The sequence below is a fragment of the Cupriavidus sp. 01T418 genome (assembly GCF_056398885.1).
In genome coordinates this window covers 57483-78299 of sequence record NZ_JBFTQG010000028.1, presented here as the reverse complement: position 1 = coordinate 78299, position 20817 = coordinate 57483, and the positions used below count along the sequence as shown (strand labels likewise).

Sequence of the window (20817 nt, the reverse complement as noted above, 5' to 3'; positions counted from 1 at the left end):
GCCGACCGGACGTGCAGGGCTGTCTCTTTTCTGAGCCGCTTGCGCTTTGCGGCGCCCACCGGCCACAAAGCAAGGCAGGCCCTGGCGCACCGGGCGTACCGGCTGCGGGGCCAGCGAACATAGCGGTGAATGACGGCTCTTGGCTACGGATCCGGACACTCCGGTGCCGCTCAGCCGGAAATCAGGCGGCAGTCTTGCGCCCCACGTTGCGGATGAGCTGGGAAACACGACCCATGTACTGGTCGAAGAGCTGGTTCGCCTGCGCCTGATTGTCGTTGGGCTGCGCGACGGTGCGGCCCTCGGCTTCCAGCTTGGCCCGGATCTCCGGCTTCGCCAGCGCTTCGCCGATCGCTTTGCGCAGTACTGCGACCCGGTGGCAGGAGTACAGCCGGCACCGCACCGGGCGGCCATCCGGCCGCGCTGACGCCACCAGGCATGCTCAGGGCCGTGGTCCACGACTTCTCAGCGATGCACGCCGGGGTTGCCGGCCTCGGCGTGCAGGATGGCCACCGCCGAGGTGCCGACCCGGAACAGGTCCGGATTGGGATTCTCGACGCGGATCTTGACCGGGAAGCGCTGGGCGACGTGCACCCAGTTGAGGCTGCGTTGTATGCGCGGCAGCCCGCCGGGCAGTGCCAGTCCGCCTTCGTCCGGCGTCACGCCATAGCTGATGGAATCGACCGTGCCGCGAAAACGCTGGGCGGTGTCGCTCATCAGGTAAACGGTGGCCGGCGTGCCCGCCCGCATGCCTTTCAGTTCAGTTTCCCGGAAGTTCGCCACCACGTACCACTGGCGCGTATCGATCAGCGTGAACACCGGCTTGAGCGCGGAAGCGTACTGGCCGTTCGATGTTTTCAGCGACGTCACCCGGCCATCGAACGGTGCGCGCACGATGGCGAATTCCAGATGCAGTTCGGCCAGCGAGATTTCAGCCAGGACCACGGCGCGTTGCGCCACCAGCGCATCGACCCCGCTTACCGCTGCCGCGGCCTGCTGCGCCTGCAGTTGCGCCGCATTGAGTTCGGCCTGGCTGGCGCGTTGCGCGGTGCGGGCGCGGTCGACGTCTTCCGCCGACACGTACCCTTGCGGCAAAAGCGGCTCCGTGCGGCGCAAGGTATCGGCTGCCTGGGTGGCGGCAGCGCGGGCGCGTTCGACAGCCGCCCGTACGGATTGCGCATTGTACTGCTGCGCATTGACCGTGCGCTGCGTCAGCATGATCTGCTGGTCAAGCGCGGCCAGCGAGGCCTTGGCCCGGGTCAGCGCATCCTGGTAGGGGCGGGGATCGATCTGGAACAGCAGGTCGCCCTGCTTTACCGCCTGGTTGTCGCGCACGGCGAGTTGGACGATGCGCCCGTTGACTTCCGGCACCACGTCGATCGTGTCCGCGTAGACATAGGCATCGTCGGTGCGGGGCGAGCGGTCCAGCATCCAGATCACCAGGGCCAGCAGCGCCAGCGTGGCCAGCACCAGCACGATGGCCGGCCACACCTTTTTTTTCTTGTTGTCCGTTGTGGTCATGTCGTTTACGCAAAAGGGTCAATGCTGGAACAGGATCAGCCAGGCAACGAGGGAGAACAGGGTGACGAGTGTCGGGTAGGCCACGGCCGGAGGGCCAAGCCAGTAGCCGGACCGGGTGCGCTCCAGGATCTGGTAGCAGGCGATAGCGAGCGCAACGCCAGCGATGATGCAGAACATCCAGTCGGGAAAGTAGGCGCCGAGCACGCCAAGGGAGGGCGATCTTGCGCATCCCCCGATTGACGGGGCGACGACGGCAGCAACGCCGATCGCTCTCATGGAGCCTCCCATTTTGCAGTGCTGCGGCCCCGGAATGCGCCGATGCGTTCAGGATATCGCCAATCTGCATCGGGCCCCGGCGGCCCATTTTGCATGATCCGTATAGCCAATGGAAGAATTTACAGCTTGCCTGAACCCCCTTCCATTGCCGACCTGCAATTTGGCCGTCTTCGATGGTCTACATTGCATGCATTTCCATGCACTGGTGTTCCCACGCCTGGCGCGCACGACGTGATGCCAAGGGGCCGATCCATGCGATGAGGCAGCGCATGGCTGGGTTAAGAGTAATTAACTTTTTGTCAGGCATGCCGAGCCGGCCGTGCGCAGGCCAACGCATGACGCAAAAGCGGGAGGGTTTCATGAGCACGGTCTCCATACTCCTGCACCAGACCATGCGTGGCCACTTCAAGGCGCTAATGGCCGAAGCGGACCAGGGATGCGCGGGCACGGGGCGATGTATGCCCCGTGCCGCGTCGACTCAACTCAGTCGTCGATATCACGCTCGCGATCGATATCGCGATCAAAATCGAACAAGGACATCAGATCACCGATTGCGGGCCGATTGCTGGGCACATAGATATTTTCGTCCCCTTGCCGTGGATTCGGCAGATTGTCGCGGCTGCGCGTTGACAACGGCCGTACCCCCCAGTTCTTCTCGATGAATTTCAGGATCGAGGCATGATCCGTGTAGGTATGATCCACATATCCCTTCCTTGCCCACGGCGACACCGCCAGCAGAGGGATGCGCGTGCCGTCGCCGAAGAAGTCAACCGGCTGGATGTAGCCTGAGTCGTAATAGCCGCCACCTTCGTCCACTGTGATCAGCACCGCCGTCTCCTTCCACAGCGCGGGGCTGGCCTTGACCTTATCGACGAGGTCGGCAACGAAGTTCTCGAAGTCTGACGTCTTTGCATTTGCGGGGTGCCCCGCCTTGCTTTCAAAGGGACGCACGAACGCGACCGCCGGGAATTTGCTGCCAGTTGCGAGGTCGCTGTACAACTCTGTCATGCCCTGGAGGTTGTTCTTCAGCGACGTGGTCATGATGGAGGTGAATCCGGTGAGCGGATCGCAGATGCTGCAGTACTCGCTGGTAGTCGTCGCCCCCTCGCGTCCTCCGCTGTACCACTTCCAAGAGACATGTTTGGCGGAGAGCTTGTCGGCGATCGTCGGAATCGTCTGCGGGGGCAGGGTGAATTGCGTGGGCCCAAGTGGCCGGACGTTGCCGTCGAAGGTGTACCCGAGGCCATAATTGTTCACGAGGTAGTAGGTGCCCGGTGCGCAATTCCCGGCATTGAAAGGCTTACCCGGTTGGCCTTGGATGTAGCTCATGATCGCGCTCACCCCGGGTTGGCTCGGATCGGCACAATTCACATAGGAGCCACCCGTATAGCCGTCCTTCTTGTACCAATTGTTGGTGCCGGGTTGGGGATCGGGATCCTCGATCTGATTGTCGAACGGCTTTTTGGGCACGCCGTTGCTGTTGAAGTACGCAACGTCGCCAGTGACGATGGCCAGGAAGTTGGCGCCGGTACCGCCCATCACGGCCTGATGGTAGTTGTCGCTCAGCGCATAGCGCCGTGCCAGCTTCCTGAACATGGGGGCGTCGCCGGTACTCATGTTGTAGAAGCCCATCGCTTCGCCCCCCTGTAGCGTGTTGTTGGGCCCATAGCTCGGTGGGTTGAAGCTATTGTCCGGGCCGATACCCGTGACAACGCCGACCCAGGCGAACAAATCATGCTTGCCCTGATTAACCTGCTGCCACATCTGGAAGAAGCGATGGGGCGGGTCCCCAACATAGGAATCGTAAGGCACGTACTTGGTGATCTGGAACGGTCCCGGCCGCAGATTAGCCGGAAATCGCACGTCCGGAACGTCAGGCGGCAGTCCGGTGGCGTAGGTGGTCTGCGGCTGCGGCAGGGAGGCGAAGGCGCCCGTGACGGCTGGGTCGATGCGATAGACGCTCGTGTTACCGGCCTGCTGCTGCACGGCGTTGGCGAAATTCGGACCCGGACTGCCATCCTCGTCGATGATGCCCTTCGACAGCAGGTTATGGATCGTCTGACCTTTGTGTGGCTTGTATCCGCCAAACAGATTGTCGAATGTGTGATTCTCCCCGATCACGACAATGACGTGCTTGATGGGAGTAGAGGTAGGTGCTGCGGCGGCTGGATTAATTGCCTGTGCTGCGGCGGCAAGCGAATAGGACAACACTGCGGTACCTAGCGCAATGGCGCTGATTCCGGATCTGGACCTTGGCTGCATGATGAATTCTCCACCTTTGTCTGGGGACGCGAACCGGGATTCGCTGCAAGCAGTAAAGGATTCGCATATGTCAAAATCGTGTTGGCACGTGCGCTGGAGATGCAAACTGGATGGTCGCCTACGCTTACGATCTGTTGCGACGTCGTGCACGCCGCGTGGGCAATGTATGGCGCGTGATCAGCCCGCACGGCCTCGCGCTTCGATCAGGCTCGTGCACGTATTGCCACGCATTCCGGCCATCATTGCGCCCTATCAAGCACCTGATGTCAGCAGTTCGTACCGCCCGCGTGGGTCTTGTCACCTCTACAAAATTTGCATAAACTAAAAATATCGGTCTGATATTTTGAGTTTATTGTGAAAACAAGGCAGCTGGCGGAGCATCTACCGTTCGAGGCAGAGAACGTAGCCCTGGCACTCGGCGAGAGCGTGTCGCTTGCCAGGCGTGCCCGCTACTGGAGCCAGGCGGACCTCGCCGCCAAGATGGGGGTGAGCGTGAACACTGTGGTGAACCTCGAGAAGGGGCGCCCATCGGTGTCACTCGCCCAAGTGCTCAAGGCCCTTTGGACGCTCGACCGGCTTCACGTCCTGGAAGAATCCCTGCGGGCTGACCTTGACCCGATAGTACAAGCCGAGGCCTTGCGTCGGATGCCGCGTAAAGCGCCAGGGCACGGGCATGGCTGACAAGGAGAGGCCCGTGTGGGTTTGGCTACCGGGCAGGACGCAACCCGTGCAATGCGGCACTTTCTGGTGGTCTCCGGGACAGGGCAAGTTTCACTACACCGGCGCATACCGGGAACTGGAGGGTGCCCTCCCCATAGACCCCATCAATCTGCCGTTCACACGTTCAAGAAAGCCAGATACAACGACTCTGATGAACGGGGTATTTGGGGTGTTACGCGACGCGGCGCCAGAAGGATTCGGCTTGGATTTGATCACGGCCATGCATGGAGGCGAGATCCTGGACGAGGTCGAGCGCATGGACTTTGCCCCAGGCGATAGCGTTGGGGCGATCGAAGTGTGTCCGGGTGAGCGTATCGAGCACAGGTCAAACTTCTCGCCACCTGACGAAGCGGCTCTGCTACTCGCACTCGAGAAGGTCGATCCTGGCATTTCTGCGCGACGCGTTGTGCAGGAGGTCGCTGGAGCCGAAGATGCGACCAGCCTCGGCGGCGAAAAGCCCAAGTTGACCCTCTCTCGCAGGATCGGCAACGCCACCGAATGGTGGATCGCGAAACTGCAGGAGCGCGGCGGCTCCCCTCGACTTCCAGCCCGTGAATATACGGCGATGAAACTCGCCAGGATGTGTGGCATCGATGTAGCCGACGTCGTATTCCGGCGGGTTGGCCCTCACGAAGTCGTGTTGGTCAAGCGATTCGATCGGAAGGTGGATCAAGGTGGCGTCGAGCGATCGCTCTTCGCCAGCGCCGCGACCGTTCTGCGCCTGCGCGGTGACGCAACGCGCGAGGATGAGGCCCGCTCCTATGCCTCACTAGCCGATGAATTGCGTCGATGGTGTGGTGGCGAGGAACAGGCATACGCACCGCAGCAACGCGAGTTGTGGCGCCGGATGGTGTTCAACGCGCTCGTCAGCAACATTGATGATTATCCGCGCAACCATGGATTGCTCAACCGCAACGGCATTTGGGGCCTTTCGCCGGCATACGACATGGTGGCGATGCCAAGCCAACGTGGCGGCCAGGCAATGGCGGTGAACCGCAGGAGGCTTGACAGAAGGGTTGGCGAGCGCGTTGCGACACCCACATCCGTCCTGTGGAACGCTGAACTCTTCTCCTACTCGAAAGAGGAAGCGTGGGAAACGCTCAAGGCGATGGCTCGCACGGTCCACGAGTCATGGCGCGCACTATACGTCGGCGACTGCGGCCTGTTGGAAGCAGAACTTGAAAGCCAGAGTTCCGCGTTCGTGCTAGCGCACGATATCGTTGTTGGCAAGGCCGCGCCTGATATGGCGGCGCTCAACCCGCAAACGGGACGCGGCCGGCGCGGGGCATGAAGAGCGCCCCCGGGGCTAGCCGTTGGCAATGCTGGGTCCACGCGCCGGCCTCGCCGCCCACGGTCATCTGGTCTTTCACCGGCTATTGGCTTTGGCTATTGCCCATCAGACGGCGCCAACGTTCACCATGCGGTCCAGTTCCACGGCTGCATCATCCGGTAGCTCAAGAGCGGCCGCGGCCAGGTTCTCCCGCAGGTGCGCAGTGGACGATGTGCCGGGAATCAGGAGGACGTTCGGCGCCCGGCGAAGCAGCCACGCCAGCGCGACCTGCATTGGCGTTGCGTCGAGGCGATCGGCTACGTTGGACAGGGTTGTGGACTGCAACGGCGTGAAGCCGCCCAGCGGAAAGTACGGCACGTAGGCGATGCCGTCGCGGGCGAGATCGTCTATCAGCGCATCGTCGGTTCGATGCGCGAGATTGTAGTGGTTCTGTACACAGACGATCTCGCAGATCCGCCGGCCCTCCGCGATCTGCGTGGGCGTGACGTTGCTCAAACCGATATGGCGCACCAGGCCCTGCCGCTGAAGCTCTGCAAGAACGTTGAGCGGGGCCTCGATCGACCCCTCGATGGGCTCATGCTCATCGAACATGAGGCGGAGATTGACTACATCCAGCCTGTCCAGCCCCAGGTTGCGCAGATTGTCGTGCACCGCCTGGGTCAGTGCTTCCGGCGAGAAGGCCGGCAGCCATGATCCATCCTCGCCGCGTCGGGCGCCAATCTTCGTGACGATGACGAGATCGCCGGGATAGGGATGTAGCGCTTCGCGGATCAACTGATTGGTGATGTGCGGGCCGTAGAAATCGCTGGTATCGATGTGATTGATCCCGGAAGCGACAGCTTCGCGCAGCACCGCCAATGCCGCATCGCGGTCATTCGGCGGCCCGAATACGCCGGGCCCCGCGAGCTGCATGGCGCCGTAGCCGAGCCGATTGACGGTACGGTCGCCGAAATTGAATGTGCCGGACTTGTGAACGCTGGACATGCTCGATCTCCTCTGAACAGGAAGCCCAAGCTTAAGCGTTGCATCCTCGCGCGATAAGTCGCTACAATTTGCACGGGTTGTACGGAAGGGCGAACAATGCAAGTCGATCTGGCGGGTCTGAACGCCTTCGTGGTGGTGGTGCGCGCGAAGGGCTTTCGTACTGGCGCGCGCATCAGCGGCACCAGCGCGTCGGGGCTCAGCGAGGCGGTACGCCGCATTGAAACGCAGCTTGGCGTCAGGCTGCTCAATCGGACGACGCGCAGTGTCGTGCCCACCGAAGCGGGCGAGCGCCTGCTTGCCCGGCTCGGCCCTGCCCTGAGCGAAGTGGAAGCGGCGCTGGATGTCGTCAACGTGTTTCGTGACAGGCCGGCCGGAACCCTCAAGCTGAACGTGCCGGTCAGCGCGGCACGGCTGGTACTGCCGGCCATCGTGCCGCGATTTCTCGCCGCCTATCCCGAGATACGGCTGGAAGTGGTTGCCGACGAGAATTTTGTCGACGTGCTGGCGGCCGGATGCGACGCGGGCATCCGCTACGACGAACGGCTGGAGCAGGACATGATTGCCGTGCCGATAGGCCCCCGTGTGCAGCGGTTCGCGACCGCTGCGGCCCCCGCCTACCTCGATCGCCATGGCCGGCCCGGGCACCCCCGGGAACTGCTTGACCACGCCTGCCTGCGCGGCCGTTTCGCCAGCGGCGCGATGCCACCATGGGAGTTCGAGCGCGATGGCGAGGTGACGCGGGTCGACCCCGCTGGCCCTCTCCTGGTGCAGATCGGCGGAGCAATCGATCTCACGGTCGATGCCGCGATCGCCGGTACCGGCGTTGTGCACCTCTTCGAAGACTGGTTGCGCCCGCATCTTGCGAGCGGTGCGCTTGAACCCGTCCTTGAGCCTTGGTGGCAGCCCTTCTCGGGACCATTCCTCTACTACCCTGGGCGACGCCTCGTGCCCGCGGCGCTGCGGGCGTTCATCGAGTTCATCAAGGCGTCTTGATCACGGCTGGCTGATGCAACGTCAGGTCTCTTGTGCCAGCCCGGCCGCTCCGCAAGGGCGAGCCCTCACGCGTGCGTGAAGATTTCGAGGAGGTGCAGGCTCGGATCCTCGAAGTAGATCCTGCGGCCGCCGTCATCCGTGTTGACCTCGCCCGGGCGGAGCCGGTACGGGTCGGCCCAGTACGTGAGCCGGCGTGCCTGGATGCGGGCGAAGCTCTCGTCGAACTCGGCGTCGCCAACCAGGAAGGCATAGTGCTGCAGCGCGACCTCTCCTTTCGCGTCCATGAAGTCGAGGTTGACGCCATTGTCCATCCGCACCGCCAGGAAGGGGCCGAACGGCACGGGCGCGGGGCGTCCAAGGATCTCGCAGAGAAAGGCCGCGGACGCATGCTTGTCGCGAGAAAACACGATGGTGTGATTGAACTGGATGGCCATGTCGCAAGCTTCCGGATGTGACTTGAAGGGCCGGCGCGTACGCCGGACGGCGGCACCTGGGCTCCACGCGGCAACGCGCGGTGCCATTCTGCACGTCACGCTGCTTTGCAGGATAGACGGCTTGCGGGCACGGGGGAAATCCGGAGAGAGCGTGTCGCCGGCATGCAAGCGCCGATTTGGGTGCTCGGGATGGCATCGGCATCCCGTTGCGGGCCGTTTTGCCGGTGCCAAGCCGTCATCGCATCCCGGCGTGTCGAGTCCGCCGCCGGACCGTGCTCAGGCGTCGATCTCCCGCAGCGCCTTCTCGATGTCCACGACGCTGTCCGGCCGCACCAGCCGCGCCACTTCGATGCCGTCGCGCAGGAACACCAGCGTCGGCCACAGCTTGACCCTGAACGAGCGGCCCAGCGGCTTGCCGCTGCCGTCTTCGATCTTGATGTGCCGGACCTCCGGGTGGCTGTGCATGGCGCTTGCCAGGTGGGGCTGGGCACGCATGCAGTAGCCGCACCAAGGCGCACCGAATTCGATCAGGGCCGGCCCTTTCATTGCATCGATATCGGCCCGCCCCGGTTCGCGCGCCGCGTACATGTCGATCATCGTCATATTGGATCCTTTGGCCTGCCGGTGCGCGGCAAGCCGTGGCCCATATTGTAGTGCCTGGGAACGCGGCGCCACCTGGGCGCAGGCAGCAAAAGCGGCTACGCCTGCGAGCCCTGCGGCGCATCGGCGGCCACCGGCTTGCGCCAGCGCACCGTGGCCAGCAGCGAGGCCGCGACAATCAGGCCACCGCCGGTCCATGCGGTGGCGGAGATCCTTTCTGCCAGCCACACGCTCGCGAACAGCGCGCCAAACGCGGGTTCACTGCCCATCAACAAGGCCACGCGTGTCGGGCTGCTGCGCTTGATGGCGTAGTTCTGCGCGAAGAATGCGAAGAGCGTGCAGGCGACTACCAGCCACAGCACGCAGCCCCAGAATGCCCCGTAGCCTGACCACCGCGGTATGGGTTGCCACTGCGCGGGCACCAATGCGAGGGCCACGGCCGCGCTGCCGACAGCCACCACGCCCGCTTGCACCGCCGTCACCGTCAGCGCAGGCATCGACGCCGCGCGCAGCACTCGCTTCGTCACGCACACCATCAGTGCCCGCAATACCGCGGCGGCCACGATCAGGCCGTCGCCGAGATTGAGGACGAACTCACCTTCACCTGCCAGCAGCCACGCGCCCAGCAGCGAGAGCGCCACCGCAGCCCATTCAATGGTGCTCGGTTTGCGCTTGAGCAGCAGCCATTCGACCAGCGGCGTCAGCACCACGCACAAGCTGATCAGGAACGCCGCATTGGACGCGCGCGTGTGCAGCACGCCAAACGTCTCGCACAGGAAGATGCACAGCAGCAGCACCCCGGTGCCGAGCATGCCGCGCACGGTGGCCGCATCGGCGTGGCGCAGCCCGGCCAGCGTGGGCGACAGCACCAGGAAGGTGAGACCGAAGCGCAGCGCCAGCAGGCCCAGCACGGGATAGAACGCGAGCGCGCTCTTGACGACGCCGTAGCTGCTGCCCCAGACCACGGCGACCGCGAGCAGCATCAGGTCGGACAGCAGGAGGAGGCGTTGTTGAGCAGGCATGGCGGATCTCGCGAGGCGTTGGTGCTGCATTGTCGAACTTTGCGTTCACGTTGATAATCGTGTCGAAGTGCACAGCCTTTATGTCGCAGATGCATTAATTCACCGCTCTGGCCGCGATTACGTCTCATGAACCAAAACGATCTCTTCGCCTTGCTGCCTGACATGGCGGTGTTCGCGCGCGTTGTCGATGCGGGCAATTTTTCGGTGGCCGCGCGCCAGCTCGGCAGCACGCCGTCCACGGTCAGCCGCCAGATCAAGCGCCTGGAGGAAGCCCTGGCGACGCGCCTGCTGGAGCGTTCGACCCGCAAGGTCCGTGTGACGGAATCGGGCGCGCAGGTGTACCGGTACTGCCGCGACGTGGTGAGTGCCGCATCGGGAGCGATGGACGCGGCCGGTCACCTGGTGGGCCGGCCGCAGGGCAGGGTCAGTGTGAGCGCGCCGACCGCGTTCGCGAAAACGGTGATCCATCCGCTCGTGCCTGGCTTCCTGCGCGCGTACACGGAGATCGATCTCCAGTTGCTGTTTTCCGACCACGAGGTCGATCCGMTCGATGACGATCTCGATCTCGTGATCCGGCTGACCGAGCGCCCGCCACCCGGCCTGGCCGGGCGCCGCCTGGGCGTGGTGCACTGGGTGCTGTGCGCCTCGCCAGCCTATCTGCGCGCGCGCGGCACGCCGGTGCATCCGCGCGAGCTCACGCAGCACGATTGCTTGTACCTGGGAGAGACCGCCGACGACAACCGCTGGCGGTTCCGCAGAGGCACCGAGACGCAGACCGTGGAGGTGAGGGGGCGCTATATCGCGAACCACGTCGGCGCGCGACTCGAAGCGGCGCAGCAGGATTTCGGCATCGCCAGCCTGCCGGAATTCGCCGCGGCCGTGGCGTTGCAAAGCGGCGAACTGGTGCAGGTGCTGGCCGATTGGGAACTGCAGGCGCGGGCCTACGTGGGTTCGGTGTGGCTGCTATATCCGCCCAATCGTTTCCTGCCACCGAAGGTGCGGGTGTTGATCGACTACCTGGCGGAACACATCGGCGGCCCTGGCTGACAGGAGCATGAACCTCGCATTTTTCCGATCGGAGCTGCAGGATCGGTGTAAAGATAATGGTTTTTTTCCCCCGGAGCCAATGCAATGTCCCAGCCCGAAGTCACCCTGTTCCACTCGCCCAACACGCGCTCCACCGGCGCACTGACCCTGCTCGAGGAGCTGGGTGTGCCTTACCGTCTCCATCCGCTCAATATGAAGGCCGGCGAGCAGCGCGAACCGGCTTACCTGGCCATCAATCCGATGGGCAAGGTGCCGGCGGTCCGCTATGGCGATGCGCTGGTGACCGAGCAGACGGCGGTGTTCATCTTCCTGGCCGACCTCTTCCCGCAGGCCGGGCTCGCCCCCGCGCTGACCGATCCGCTGCGCGGGCCTTACCTGCGCTGGATGGCGTTCTATGGTTCGTGCTTCGAGCCGGCACTGGTGGACCGCTCGCAACAGCGCGAGACGCCGCGCACGATGTGTCCGTATGGGGACTACGACACCACGATCAGCACGCTGCTCGGCCAGCTGGATAAGGGCCCCTACCTGCTGGGCGATACCTTTACCGCCGCCGACGTGCTGTGGGGCACCGCGCTGACCTGGACCACCATGTTCAAGCTGGTCGAGGCGACGCCGGTGGTGCAGGCTTATATCGACCGCATCAACGCACGTCCGGCGGTGGCGCGTGCCCGCGCCATCGATGCGAAGCTGGCGGCAGAGCAGGGCGGTTGATGGGCAACTACGCAGGCAGGGGTGGCGCGCGCCGCATAAGCACCGCATAAGCACCGCACCACATAAGCACCGCATAAGCGCCGCCGCTCAAAGCTCCAGCACCAGCCGCGCGCACTTCGCGCGCGAGCAGCACGCCATCATCTTCGTATTGGCCTCCCGCTCCGCGCGCGTGAGCACCACGTCGCGATGATCCACCTCGCCGGCCAGGACGCGAACTTCGCAGGAGCCGCACAGGCCTTCCTCGCAATCGCTCTGCATATCGATATTGGCGGCACGCAGCGCGGCCAGCAGGGTCTGGCCCGGGGCGACCGTGACGACCAGGCCGGAGTCCTTCAACTCGGCTTCGAATGCCTGTTCCTGACTGGCGTCCAGCGCGGTCAGCGCCGACTGGAAATGCTCGATCCGCAGCGCATCGTCCGGCCAGCTCGCGCAACTCTGCTGCAGCGCTTCAAGCATGCGCGCCGGGCCGCAGGCGTAGATCTGCGTATCCGGTTCGGGGCGGCCGAGCAGCGCGCTGAAATCGTTGCGCCTTGCCTCATCCTTTGCATGGATATGCAGGCGATCGCCATGCAGCGCGATCAGTTCGTCGAGCAGTGCCATGGATGCGCGCGATCGGCCGCTGTAGTGCAGTTCGTAATCCATGCCGAGCGCCTTCGCCCGCCGCGCCATCGCGCTGACGGGGGTGATGCCGATGCCGCCGGCGATAAAGATCAGCTTGCCCGCGCTCTCGTCCAGGCGGAAGTGATTGCGCGGCCCGCGGATCTTCAGCCGGTCGCCGGCCTTCACGCCGTCATGGATCCAGGCGGAGCCGCCGCGGCCCTGCGCTTCCCGCAGTACCGCGATCTCCAGCGCGCCGCTGTCGTCCGGATCGCCGCAAAGCGAGTACTGTCGGGACAATCCGGTATCGCCGCATTCCACGTCGATATGCGAGCCCGGCGTCCAGCGCGGCATCGGCTGGCCATCGGGCGAGACCAGCCTCAGCCGGACGATGCCGTCGGCCGCGCGGACCGCGCTTGCCACCACTACCGGGCGGCTGAGGGCGTGGCCCGAAGGCTCGCCGATACGTACCGGCACCTGCACATCCCGCAGGGCAGGGTTGGCGCGCTCGGGATTCTGCCGCGGGTCCCACTCCACCCACACGTGCTCGGGGCCGCGGAACGAGGTGTTGGGCACGTAGCTGAAACGCTGTTCGGCCAGGCGCATATGGGGCAGGCGCCGCGCGAGTTCCTCCAGGAAGACCTGCATTTCCATGCGCGCCAGGTTCTTGCCCATGCACTGGTGGGAGCCGTAGCCGAAGGTGAGCTGGTCGCTGGCATTCTCGCGGCGGATGTCGAACAGGTCCGCGTCGGCGAAGTGCCGCTCGTCGTGATTGGCCGAGGATGTCACGATCAGCAGCTTCGAGCCAGCGGGAATATCCACGCCGCCAACCTGCACGTCGCGCGTTGCCAGGCGCCGCCAGGCAGCGACCGAACCGTTGTGCCGCAGGCATTCCTCCACCGCGTTCGGAATCAGGCCGGGGTCCTCGCAAATCTCCTGCCAGGCGCGCGGATGCTGCAGCAGCAGCTTGATGGCATTGGCCGTCGCGTTGGCGGTGGTTTCATGCGCGGCGACGATGCCGGCCATCATCATCGAGTGCAGGTAGGAATCCGTGACGATCTCCGGGTGCTCCCGCTGCTTGCGGATGCCGTAGCGCATCCATCCCGGTCCGGACGGGTCCTGGCGCATCTTGTCGAGGATCTTGCCGGCGAGCTGCCAGAAGTTGCCCACCGCATGCGCGACTTCCACCTGCTCTTCCGGATTGGGCCGGCCCCAGGTGTTGACGGTATGCGCGATGGAATATTTGCGCAGCAGGTCCATGTCTTCCTCGGGCACGCCGAGAAAATGCAGCGCCACGGTCAGCGGCACTTCCCACAGCATCTGATCGACCAGGTCGGCGCGGCCGTCGTCGATAAAGCGGTCGAGGTACTCGCGCGCAAGCTTGCGCACCATGGGCTCGTGATGCTTGAGTTCCTCCGGCGTGAAGGGCTCCATCAGCACGCGGCGCCGCGGCATGTGCGCGGGTTCGTCCTCGTTGACCAGCGTGCGGTTCATCGCGTAACCGTAGGACGCAAGCACGGCGTTGGCTTCGGGCCCGGTCGGTGTGATCTTCTCCAGCGCGATGGACGGGCTGAAGGCGAGGTTGTCGCGGAAGATCGCCTTGATGTCGTCATAGCGCGTCACCACCCAGTAGCCCAGCTTCGGGCTGTAGAAGACGGGCTCCCGTTCGCGCGCCCAGCGCACGTATTCGGGCGGGTCCTGCTGGTAGCCATCCTCGAAGGGATCGAACCCGGCGGCGCCGGGGCTGACCGGGCAGCCGGTGGGAGTGCGCTGCGCCGCCAGCAAGCTGTGGTCAACGGGGCATCCCGAGGCGCGCGGATTGGGGGTAGCGTTGGCCATGCTTGTTGCTCCGGTGTTCGTTTTCTTTGCGGATACGCGGTAATACGCGGCGATCAATCCAGCGTGATCTTCAGGTCGCGGATCAGCTTGTGCCAGCGCGTGGTCTCGCTGCGCAGCAGCTCGGCGTATTGCGCGGGCGTATTGCCCACCGGCTCCACGCCGAAGTCAACCAGCCGCTTGTTGACCGCCGGCTCCCTGATGGCCGCCACCACCTGCTTGTTCAGCGTGGCGACGATCTCCGGCGGCGTGGCGGCGGGTACCACCATGCCGACCAGAGCCGCGGCTTCCACATTCTTGTAGCCGACCTCGGCAAAGGTCGGCACGTCCGGCAACTGGGGCAGGCGGGTCGGGTTGGCCACGGCCAGCGCCTTGACCTTGCCGCCCTTGATAAAGCCCGCGCCCGCAGCGAGGTCGACCATCATGGCGGGGATTTGCCCGCCGGCCACGTCGGCCAGCGCGGGTGCGGCGCCGCGATAGGGTGCGTGGACCATGTTCAGTCCGGCCTCCACCTTGAGCAGTTCCATCGCCAGATGGTGCGGGCTGCCAGCGCCCGCCGAGGCGTAGTCGATGCCGCCGGGCTTGGATTTCGCCCTGGCGATGAACTCCTGCACGGTGTTGACGTTCATGCCGGGGCCGACCACCAGGATCATCGGGAAGCGGCCCAGCAGGGTGACGGGCGCGAGGTCCTTGGCCGGGTTGTAGGAAAGCGTCTTGTACAGCGCCGGGTTGAACACCAGCGTGCCGTTGTCCGCCGACAGCACCGTGTAGCCATCGGCCGGGGAGCGCGCGGTTTCCGCCGCGGCAATCGCCGTGTTGCCGCCCGGCTTGTTGTCGACCACCACCGGCTGGCCGAGGCGGGCGGAGAGCGCCTGGCCGATCGAGCGCGCCAGGAAGTCCGAGCCGCCGCCGGCCGCGTACGGCACCACCCAGCGCACCGGCTTGGATGGGAAGGCGGTGTCGGCGCTGGCGGCAGCCGCCAGCAGGGGGATGGCGGCCAGGCCCGTGGCGATGCATTTGCGGACTGTGATCATCTTGTCTCCTGTTTCGCGGTTTCCCGGTTTCCCGGGTTCGCGGTTTGTTGTCTGTGGAGGCTGTTGCCTCTCTCGCGTCGTTATGCGTAAATGATATACGCATTGCGTAATCTGGCGATACGGGTTAACGTGGGGTCCTGACGCGGCGCCCCGCACCGCACTAGAATCTCGGGCCATGAAGACAACACTCGATCCAGACGACACGGGCCTGCCCGCCGCGCCGCCGGCGCGCGAGCGGCGGCAGCGGGTGCAATCGGCGCAGACCGGCATGACCGTGCTCAAGGGGCTGGCCAGTCTCGGCGGGCGCGCCAGCCTGACCGCGCTGGCCGCGCACATCGCGGAGAGCCCGGCCAAGGTGCACCGCTACCTGGCCAGCCTGATCGACGAGGGGCTGGTGGTGCAGGAGTCGGGGTCGCAGCAGTATTTCCTCGGCATGGAGGCCATGCTGATCGGCCTGGCGGCGATGCGGCAGGTCGATCCGATCCGGATCGCCGAGCCGTCGCTGATCCGCCTGCGCGAGAGCCTTGACGTCACCTGCTTCGTGGCCGTGATGGGCAACAAGGGCCCGACCATCGTGCGTTTCGAGGAGCCCGGGCTGCCCGTGACGGTCAATGTGCGCGTGGGCTCGGTGATGTCGATGTTGTGGTCGGCCACCGGGCGCGCATTGCTGGGCCTGCTGGACGAGCCGCGCGTGCGGGCGATGGCGGAAGAAGAGCTGGCGGCGGCGCCGCCGGCGTTGCGCGCGCAGCTGGATCGCGACGATCCCATCGGGGTGCTGCGGGACGAGGTTCGTGCAGCGGGGTGCGCGGTGGTGCGGGATACCAACCTGAAGGGCATTAGCGCGGTGGCCGCGCCCCTGTACGACTACACGGGCCGGATCTGCGCGGTGATCACGGCACTGGGCGCCACGGGCGGCTTCGATGCGTCGATGGACGGACCGATCGCCATGGCCGTTCGCCGCGAGGCGCAGGCCGCCAGCGCGCTGCTGGGATATGCCGCGGCACCGCCGGGCGGCGGCGCCGTCTGAAGCCTGGCCGGACCTGGGCTCAAGCCTTGCGTTCGCCGCCCAGGGCTTCGGTCAGGTCCGACAGCATGTTGGCCAGTTCGCCGGCCATCATGGTGAAGTCGCCGTCGAAACGCTCGTCTTCATCGCTGGCGCTGGCGCCGGCCTGTTCCTTGATGACATCCAGCGGCGCCACGCGCTTGATGGTCAGGGATTCGGTGAGCACGAAGGACACGCGGTCGTTCCAGGTCATCGCCAGGCGCGTGCAGCGCTTGCCGGCGGCGATATGGCGGCGCAGGTCCTCGGCATCCAGCGGATGGCGCACATAGCGCACCGTGGCCTTGCTCTCGGCGCTGGATTGCAGCTCCATTTCCTGGTCCACGCTGAAGCCGGCCGGGGCCGTGTCGGTGGCCAGCCAGTCGGTCATGGCGGCGACCGGCGACTGGTTGACGTGCAGGTTGACCAGCGGCAGCGGGTCGATGGCCTTGAACAGCAGGCCGCGCACTTCATCGGCCTTGGCTGGCGCGGCGGCGTCGATGGCGAGCCAGCCGTTGACCGGGTCGATCCACACGCGGGTGTCGCGGCGGATGCTGAACGCGCGCGGCAGCAGTTCTTCGGTGATCTGTTCCTTGAGCTCTTTCATCTGCTTGCGGCCCGGCTTGAAGCCTTGCTGCTCTTCCAGTTCGGCGGCGCGCGCCTTGGTGACCTGGTTGACCACGGTGGAGGGCAGCAGTTTTTTCTCGGTGCGCAGGGTCAGCAGCATCTGCTTGCCGACCTGGTGCACCAGGGTGCCGTTTTCACGGGGCGAGGCCCAGCCCTGGGTCTGCATTTCCAGGCTGGTGCCGGGGAAGAAGGCGTGGCGCGCCAGACAGGCCTCGACCTCGTCGGCGGCGAGGGACCACGGTGCGGACAGACGGTGTAGCTGGAGATTCTTGAACCACATGGGAATTCGGCCAAAGGGACCGATTCTAGCCGGTTAGCGTGTCCGATGCGGTAACAATGCGTGAACGAGTGCGCGGGGGTGGGGAAAGACAGGGGCCGGGCTGCCTTCGCAACCCGGCCCCTGCATGCTTCCCGCTGTCTTGGATATCGAGTCTCAGATATCGAGCTTGCTGATCTTCGAGCCCGCCAGGCTCACGCCGGCCATCAGGCCCGCGTTGGTGACCACGAAGCCAACGATGGGCTGCTGGGCGGTATTGGTGTCCAGCACGCCATTCGCGCCAATCGTGGCCAGCGCCACGGTAGCGTCCACGCCGGCAGTCCAGCCCTGGCTGGCGACGAACTTCTCGAGTGCCTCCTGCGTCATGAACATCAGGATGACGGCCTTGGACTGCGCCCCGAACTGGAAGCCGAGCGAGCCGGTGATGAGGCGGTAGTAGCCATGGTGGGCACCCCCGGCGCGCAGTGCGCCATCGCCATACTCGCCACCCACGAAGAAGCCGGCCGAGATGACGTTGGGGAAGACCAGGATGCCGCGCGCGCGGTTGGCGAGTTCGCGCGAGCCCTTCGCCGTCTCGTACAGTCTGTTGAGCGAACCGTCCACGCCGCCGTCGATCTCCCGGCGCTTGGCGGATTTGTCCGTGGGGGCACTCGGCGTGGTGGTACAGGCACCCAACAGACCCGAAGATGCCACTATCAGTCCAGCCCCTGCTGTCAGAAACGATCTGCGTTGCATACTCACTCTCCTGATTGTTTTACCTCTCACACTGCACCGTTACCCCGGAGCGCCTTACCTCCCTACGTTACCAAGGATAGGCGTAATCGGCACTTGTAGAAATGGGAAATCGCACAGCATGCGTGGTTATCGGGTTTGCCGGGATGCCGTTGCATCTCTTTCCCGTTCATTCACAGAGAAATATACAAAGCATGCCGGCAAAAAGCTGTAGGACGAGGACGGCATTTCGGGGCGCGGCCGTCCTACGTGTATCTGGCCTGAATGACCTGATCGTAGTGTGCCCGCAACAGTGGCGCGCGCTTTGCCGAAGTGGGAACCCGGCCGCGCGGCAGGTGTCCATCCAACATGAAATCCGTTCTCGCCCTCATTCCCGTTACCCTGCTGGCGGCCTGTGCGTCGCATGCGCCCGCCGATCCGCAAGCCGTCAGCGAAGCCAATGAACAGTGGCAATCACTGCGCGTCACTTACACCACGTGTGCCAAGGACCAGGCCGACGCCGGCATGGCCAGCCGCGCTTCGGCGCAGGATCTCGCCGGCTCCGCGCTCAAGGCTTGCCAGCCCCGGCTCGACGCCATGCGCACGGCGTTTCGCCAGTACCTGGACGCGCAGATGGTGTCCTCGCACGGCCGCGACAGCGCGCGCCAGGCAGCCGACCGCGTCAGCCGGGATACCGAAGCCAAGACCCGGGACTACCTGGTTCGCTACGTGGAGCGGGAGCGCTACCTCGCCGCGCACTGAAGGCGCACACGGGATCGCCGCTCTCGCTGGGGGCGCCCCAGCATGTTGGCGCACTGTGGTGTAATGCGCGGGCCCTGGCGTGCAGTCCGGACCGCGTCACCCAGCGCGGCGGTCGCGCCCCCACCAATCTCACAGCGGTCCCTCCCGATGACTCTTTCTCCCGAACGCCTGCAGCTGGCCCACGAGCGTTTTCTGGCCGACAACCCTGAAGTGGTGGCGCTGCTCAAGGTGATCACCGAGCGGCACGCGCGCGCCGTCGGCATGAGCGTCGAAGCCTTCCAGCGCTCCGAGCTGGAGCGTGCCATCGGGCGCGAAGCCAGGCTCCGGCGCCTGACTGTCGACGAACTGCTGCTGGTCTACCTGGGCGAGCGCGCCGCGCCGGCCCCGAGGCGCTAAGCGCCCGCTTTCCCGGGTGAGGCGCCGCCAGTGCCGGCCCTGCCACGGGCCGGGCGCAGGAATAGCCAGGCGCAGGCCGCCCCGCCGGCAGCCAGCAGTGCCGAAAGCAGCATGACCCAGCGAAACCCCGTCACGAAGGCGTTGTCCACTGCTTGCCGGATGGCCGCCTGCGCCTGCGGATCGGGCGCCACCGGTACCTCGATGGCCGCGAGCTTCCCGCGTTGCGCCAGCACGGCCCGGGCAAGCTGCGGCGGCACGGTTCGGCCGGCCTGTGGTTGAGCCGGCGGCTGGCCGAGCGCCCGCTCCAGCTGGTGGTCGAACACGCGGGCCATCACGATCCCCAGTGCCGCGATTGCCAGCAGCGTGGCCACGCGTGCCGCCGCGTTGTTGATGCCCGACGCGGTGCCGGCCGAGCCCGGCGGCACCGCATTCATGACCGTGGTGGTCAGCGGCGCCACGCTGATCGTCATGCCCGCGCCCAGCACCAGCACGGCCGGAAAGAACGTAACCCAGTAGTTGCCACTGCTGCCGGGCAGCGCGAACAGGGCAAAGCCTGCTGCCGCCACCAGCGGGCCCACGATCAGGGGTTTGCGTGCGCCGTGCCGGTCCACCAGCCCGCCGGCCCAGCCCGACAGCAGGAACATCAGCAGGATGAAAGGCAGCAGGGCCGCGCCGGCGGCCGTCGACGAATAGCCCTGTACCTGGATCAGGTTGAGCGGGAGAAAGAACAGGCCGCCGCCCAGTGCGGCGTAAAGCAGCAGGGTGAGCAGGTTGGCGCCGAGGAAAGCACGCGAGCGGAACAGCGCGAGCGGCATGACCGGATTCGGTACGCGCGCCTCCACCATCACAAACAGGCCAAGCGCCAGCGCGCCGGCGGCGGCCGGCATCCATACTGTCGGGTTGCCCCAGCCCAGCGCCGGCGACTCGATCAGGCCATAGACCAGCCCGCCCAGGCCCAGCGCGGCAAGCAGGCTGCCCGCCCAGTCGAGGCCGCCCTCGTGCTTGGGGCCGCGGCTTTCCGGCACGCGCCAGAACACAATCAGCAATACCGCCGCTGCCAGCGGCAGGTTGACCAGGAAAGCCGCGCGCCACGACAGGTGCCCGATGAGCCAACCGCCCACCACCGGGCCCAGCGCGGTGGTCATCGCGGTGGCGCCGGACCAGGTGCCGATGGCCTTGCCGCGCCGGCTCTCGTCGAAGGAGGCCGACAGCAACGCCAGGCTGCCCGGCACCAGCAGCGCCGCGCCCGCGCCTTGTGCCGCCCGCGCCGCGACCAGATGACCGATGTTGCCGGCCAGGCCGCACCATGCCGAGCTTGCGGCAAAGATCGCCACGCCCAGCGCAAACACGCGCCGGCGCCCGAAGCGGTCGCCCGCGGCGCCGCCCACCAACAGCAGCGCCGCCAGCAGCAGCGCATAGGCTTCCACCGCCCATTGCATGCCGCTCAGGCTGGCGTCGAAGTCCTTCTGCAGCGCGGGTAGGGCCAGATTGACCACGGTGCCGTCGATAAAGGCCATGCTGGATGCCAGGATGGTGGCGGCCAGCACCCATGGCTCGTCGGCCCTGGCACAGGGCGGCCCGCCGGGGCTGGTCCGGATCGCGGCGTCGTCGCAGGGGCCCTGGGCCAGCGGCGTGGTGGACATTCAGCGGGGCGCGCGCACGCGGGTGGCGTGGCGCGGG

21 protein-coding genes are annotated in these 20817 nt (G+C 65.6%); 8 read left to right on the top strand and 13 right to left on the bottom strand.

The genetic code is table 11. The annotated features are described in order from the left end of the window. Positions 1-181 precede the first annotated feature (181 nt). The 4 genes from AC1DQ3_RS23850 to AC1DQ3_RS23835 all read right to left on the bottom strand — a co-directional run bounded on the left by AC1DQ3_RS23850 (position 182) and on the right by AC1DQ3_RS23835 (position 4056). On the bottom strand, positions 182-430 hold the full coding sequence (locus AC1DQ3_RS23850) for a hypothetical protein (protein WP_477122623.1): 249 nt from the start codon (positions 428-430) through the stop codon (positions 182-184). Positions 431-462: 32 nt separating this feature from the next. Next, on the bottom strand, positions 463-1518 hold the full coding sequence (mdtN, locus tag AC1DQ3_RS23845; protein ID WP_477122622.1) for a multidrug transporter subunit MdtN: 1056 nt from the start codon (positions 1516-1518) through the stop codon (positions 463-465). An 18-nt stretch (positions 1519-1536) separates the two neighbouring features. Continuing rightward, positions 1537-1794, bottom strand: coding sequence for a YtcA family lipoprotein (locus AC1DQ3_RS23840; protein ID WP_477122621.1), 258 nt, complete (start codon positions 1792-1794; stop codon positions 1537-1539). Positions 1795-2277: 483 nt separating this feature from the next. After that, a complete protein-coding gene (locus tag AC1DQ3_RS23835) occupies positions 2278-4056 on the bottom strand; it encodes an alkaline phosphatase family protein (RefSeq protein WP_477122620.1) in 1779 nt (592 codons plus the stop codon). Positions 4057-4410: 354 nt separating this feature from the next. Here AC1DQ3_RS23835 and AC1DQ3_RS23830 point away from each other — a divergent pair, with 354 nt between their 5' ends. After that, positions 4411-4737: a helix-turn-helix domain-containing protein gene (locus AC1DQ3_RS23830; protein WP_477122619.1), complete on the top strand. Its 327-nt coding sequence runs from the start codon at positions 4411-4413 to the stop codon at positions 4735-4737. Further along, positions 4730-6067, top strand: a complete 1338-nt coding sequence (locus AC1DQ3_RS23825; RefSeq protein WP_477122618.1) for a type II toxin-antitoxin system HipA family toxin — start codon at positions 4730-4732, stop codon at positions 6065-6067. Before AC1DQ3_RS23830 ends, AC1DQ3_RS23825 begins: the two co-directional genes overlap by 8 nt. A 105-nt stretch (positions 6068-6172) precedes the next feature. Here AC1DQ3_RS23825 and AC1DQ3_RS23820 read toward each other — a convergent pair whose 3' ends face one another. Further along, positions 6173-7051 (bottom strand): aldo/keto reductase family oxidoreductase, encoded by an 879-nt coding sequence (locus AC1DQ3_RS23820; protein ID WP_477122617.1) that lies wholly within the window; start codon positions 7049-7051, stop codon positions 6173-6175. Between the two features lie 96 nt (positions 7052-7147). Between AC1DQ3_RS23820 and AC1DQ3_RS23815 the strand changes: the two genes are divergently transcribed. Next, on the top strand, positions 7148-8044 hold the full coding sequence (locus AC1DQ3_RS23815; RefSeq protein WP_477122616.1) for a LysR family transcriptional regulator: 897 nt from the start codon (positions 7148-7150) through the stop codon (positions 8042-8044). A gap of 65 nt (positions 8045-8109) precedes the next feature. On the opposite strand, the gene AC1DQ3_RS23810 is transcribed toward AC1DQ3_RS23815, so the two are convergent. The 3 genes from AC1DQ3_RS23810 to AC1DQ3_RS23800 all read right to left on the bottom strand — a co-directional run bounded on the left by AC1DQ3_RS23810 (position 8110) and on the right by AC1DQ3_RS23800 (position 10100). After that, complete coding sequence (locus AC1DQ3_RS23810; protein ID WP_477122615.1) at positions 8110-8478, bottom strand: VOC family protein; 369 nt, start codon at positions 8476-8478, stop codon at positions 8110-8112. A gap of 276 nt (positions 8479-8754) precedes the next feature. After that, a complete protein-coding gene (locus AC1DQ3_RS23805) occupies positions 8755-9081 on the bottom strand; it encodes a thioredoxin family protein (RefSeq protein WP_477122614.1) in 327 nt (108 codons plus the stop codon). A 95-nt stretch (positions 9082-9176) separates the two neighbouring features. Then, on the bottom strand, positions 9177-10100 hold the full coding sequence (locus AC1DQ3_RS23800; RefSeq protein ID WP_477122613.1) for a DMT family transporter: 924 nt from the start codon (positions 10098-10100) through the stop codon (positions 9177-9179). A 126-nt stretch (positions 10101-10226) separates the two neighbouring features. Here AC1DQ3_RS23800 and AC1DQ3_RS23795 point away from each other — a divergent pair, with 126 nt between their 5' ends. Both AC1DQ3_RS23795 and AC1DQ3_RS23790 read left to right on the top strand, forming a co-directional pair. Further along, entirely contained in the window at positions 10227-11147 is a 921-nt protein-coding gene (locus AC1DQ3_RS23795) for a LysR family transcriptional regulator (protein WP_477122612.1), read from the top strand. Positions 11148-11231: 84 nt separating this feature from the next. Next, on the top strand, positions 11232-11858 hold the full coding sequence (locus tag AC1DQ3_RS23790; RefSeq protein WP_477122611.1) for a glutathione S-transferase family protein: 627 nt from the start codon (positions 11232-11234) through the stop codon (positions 11856-11858). An 87-nt stretch (positions 11859-11945) separates the two neighbouring features. Here AC1DQ3_RS23790 and AC1DQ3_RS23785 read toward each other — a convergent pair whose 3' ends face one another. Continuing rightward, on the bottom strand, positions 11946-14294 hold the full coding sequence (locus tag AC1DQ3_RS23785) for a cytochrome P450 (RefSeq protein WP_477122610.1): 2349 nt from the start codon (positions 14292-14294) through the stop codon (positions 11946-11948). Between the two features lie 53 nt (positions 14295-14347). Further along, complete coding sequence (locus AC1DQ3_RS23780) at positions 14348-15325, bottom strand: Bug family tripartite tricarboxylate transporter substrate binding protein (protein ID WP_477122609.1); 978 nt, start codon at positions 15323-15325, stop codon at positions 14348-14350. Between the two features lie 175 nt (positions 15326-15500). Between AC1DQ3_RS23780 and AC1DQ3_RS23775 the strand changes: the two genes are divergently transcribed. Beyond that, complete coding sequence (locus AC1DQ3_RS23775; protein WP_477122608.1) at positions 15501-16352, top strand: IclR family transcriptional regulator; 852 nt, start codon at positions 15501-15503, stop codon at positions 16350-16352. Between the two features lie 19 nt (positions 16353-16371). Here the strand turns inward: AC1DQ3_RS23775 and AC1DQ3_RS23770 are convergent, their stop codons facing one another. Together AC1DQ3_RS23770 and AC1DQ3_RS23765 are read right to left on the bottom strand one after the other, a co-directional pair. Then, positions 16372-17271 carry a recombination-associated protein RdgC gene (locus tag AC1DQ3_RS23770; protein WP_477122607.1) on the bottom strand — a complete coding sequence of 300 codons (900 nt, stop codon included), beginning with the start codon at positions 17269-17271 and terminating at the stop codon, positions 16372-16374. Positions 17272-17424: 153 nt separating this feature from the next. Continuing rightward, positions 17425-18003, bottom strand: a complete 579-nt coding sequence (locus AC1DQ3_RS23765) for a BPSL1445 family SYLF domain-containing lipoprotein (RefSeq protein WP_477122606.1) — start codon at positions 18001-18003, stop codon at positions 17425-17427. Between the two features lie 345 nt (positions 18004-18348). Between AC1DQ3_RS23765 and AC1DQ3_RS23760 the strand changes: the two genes are divergently transcribed. Both AC1DQ3_RS23760 and AC1DQ3_RS23755 read left to right on the top strand, forming a co-directional pair. Continuing rightward, the gene (locus tag AC1DQ3_RS23760) at positions 18349-18741 is read left to right on the top strand and encodes a hypothetical protein (RefSeq protein ID WP_477122605.1); all 393 of its coding nucleotides are present in this window, start codon (positions 18349-18351) and stop codon (positions 18739-18741) included. A gap of 147 nt (positions 18742-18888) precedes the next feature. Further along, positions 18889-19137, top strand: coding sequence for a DUF6388 family protein (locus AC1DQ3_RS23755; protein ID WP_276291478.1), 249 nt, complete (start codon positions 18889-18891; stop codon positions 19135-19137). Here AC1DQ3_RS23755 and AC1DQ3_RS23750 read toward each other — a convergent pair. Continuing rightward, positions 19134-20780, bottom strand: a complete 1647-nt coding sequence (locus AC1DQ3_RS23750) for an MFS transporter (RefSeq protein ID WP_477122604.1) — start codon at positions 20778-20780, stop codon at positions 19134-19136. The genes AC1DQ3_RS23755 and AC1DQ3_RS23750 overlap by 4 nt on opposite strands. Between the last annotated feature and the right edge of the window lie 37 nt (positions 20781-20817).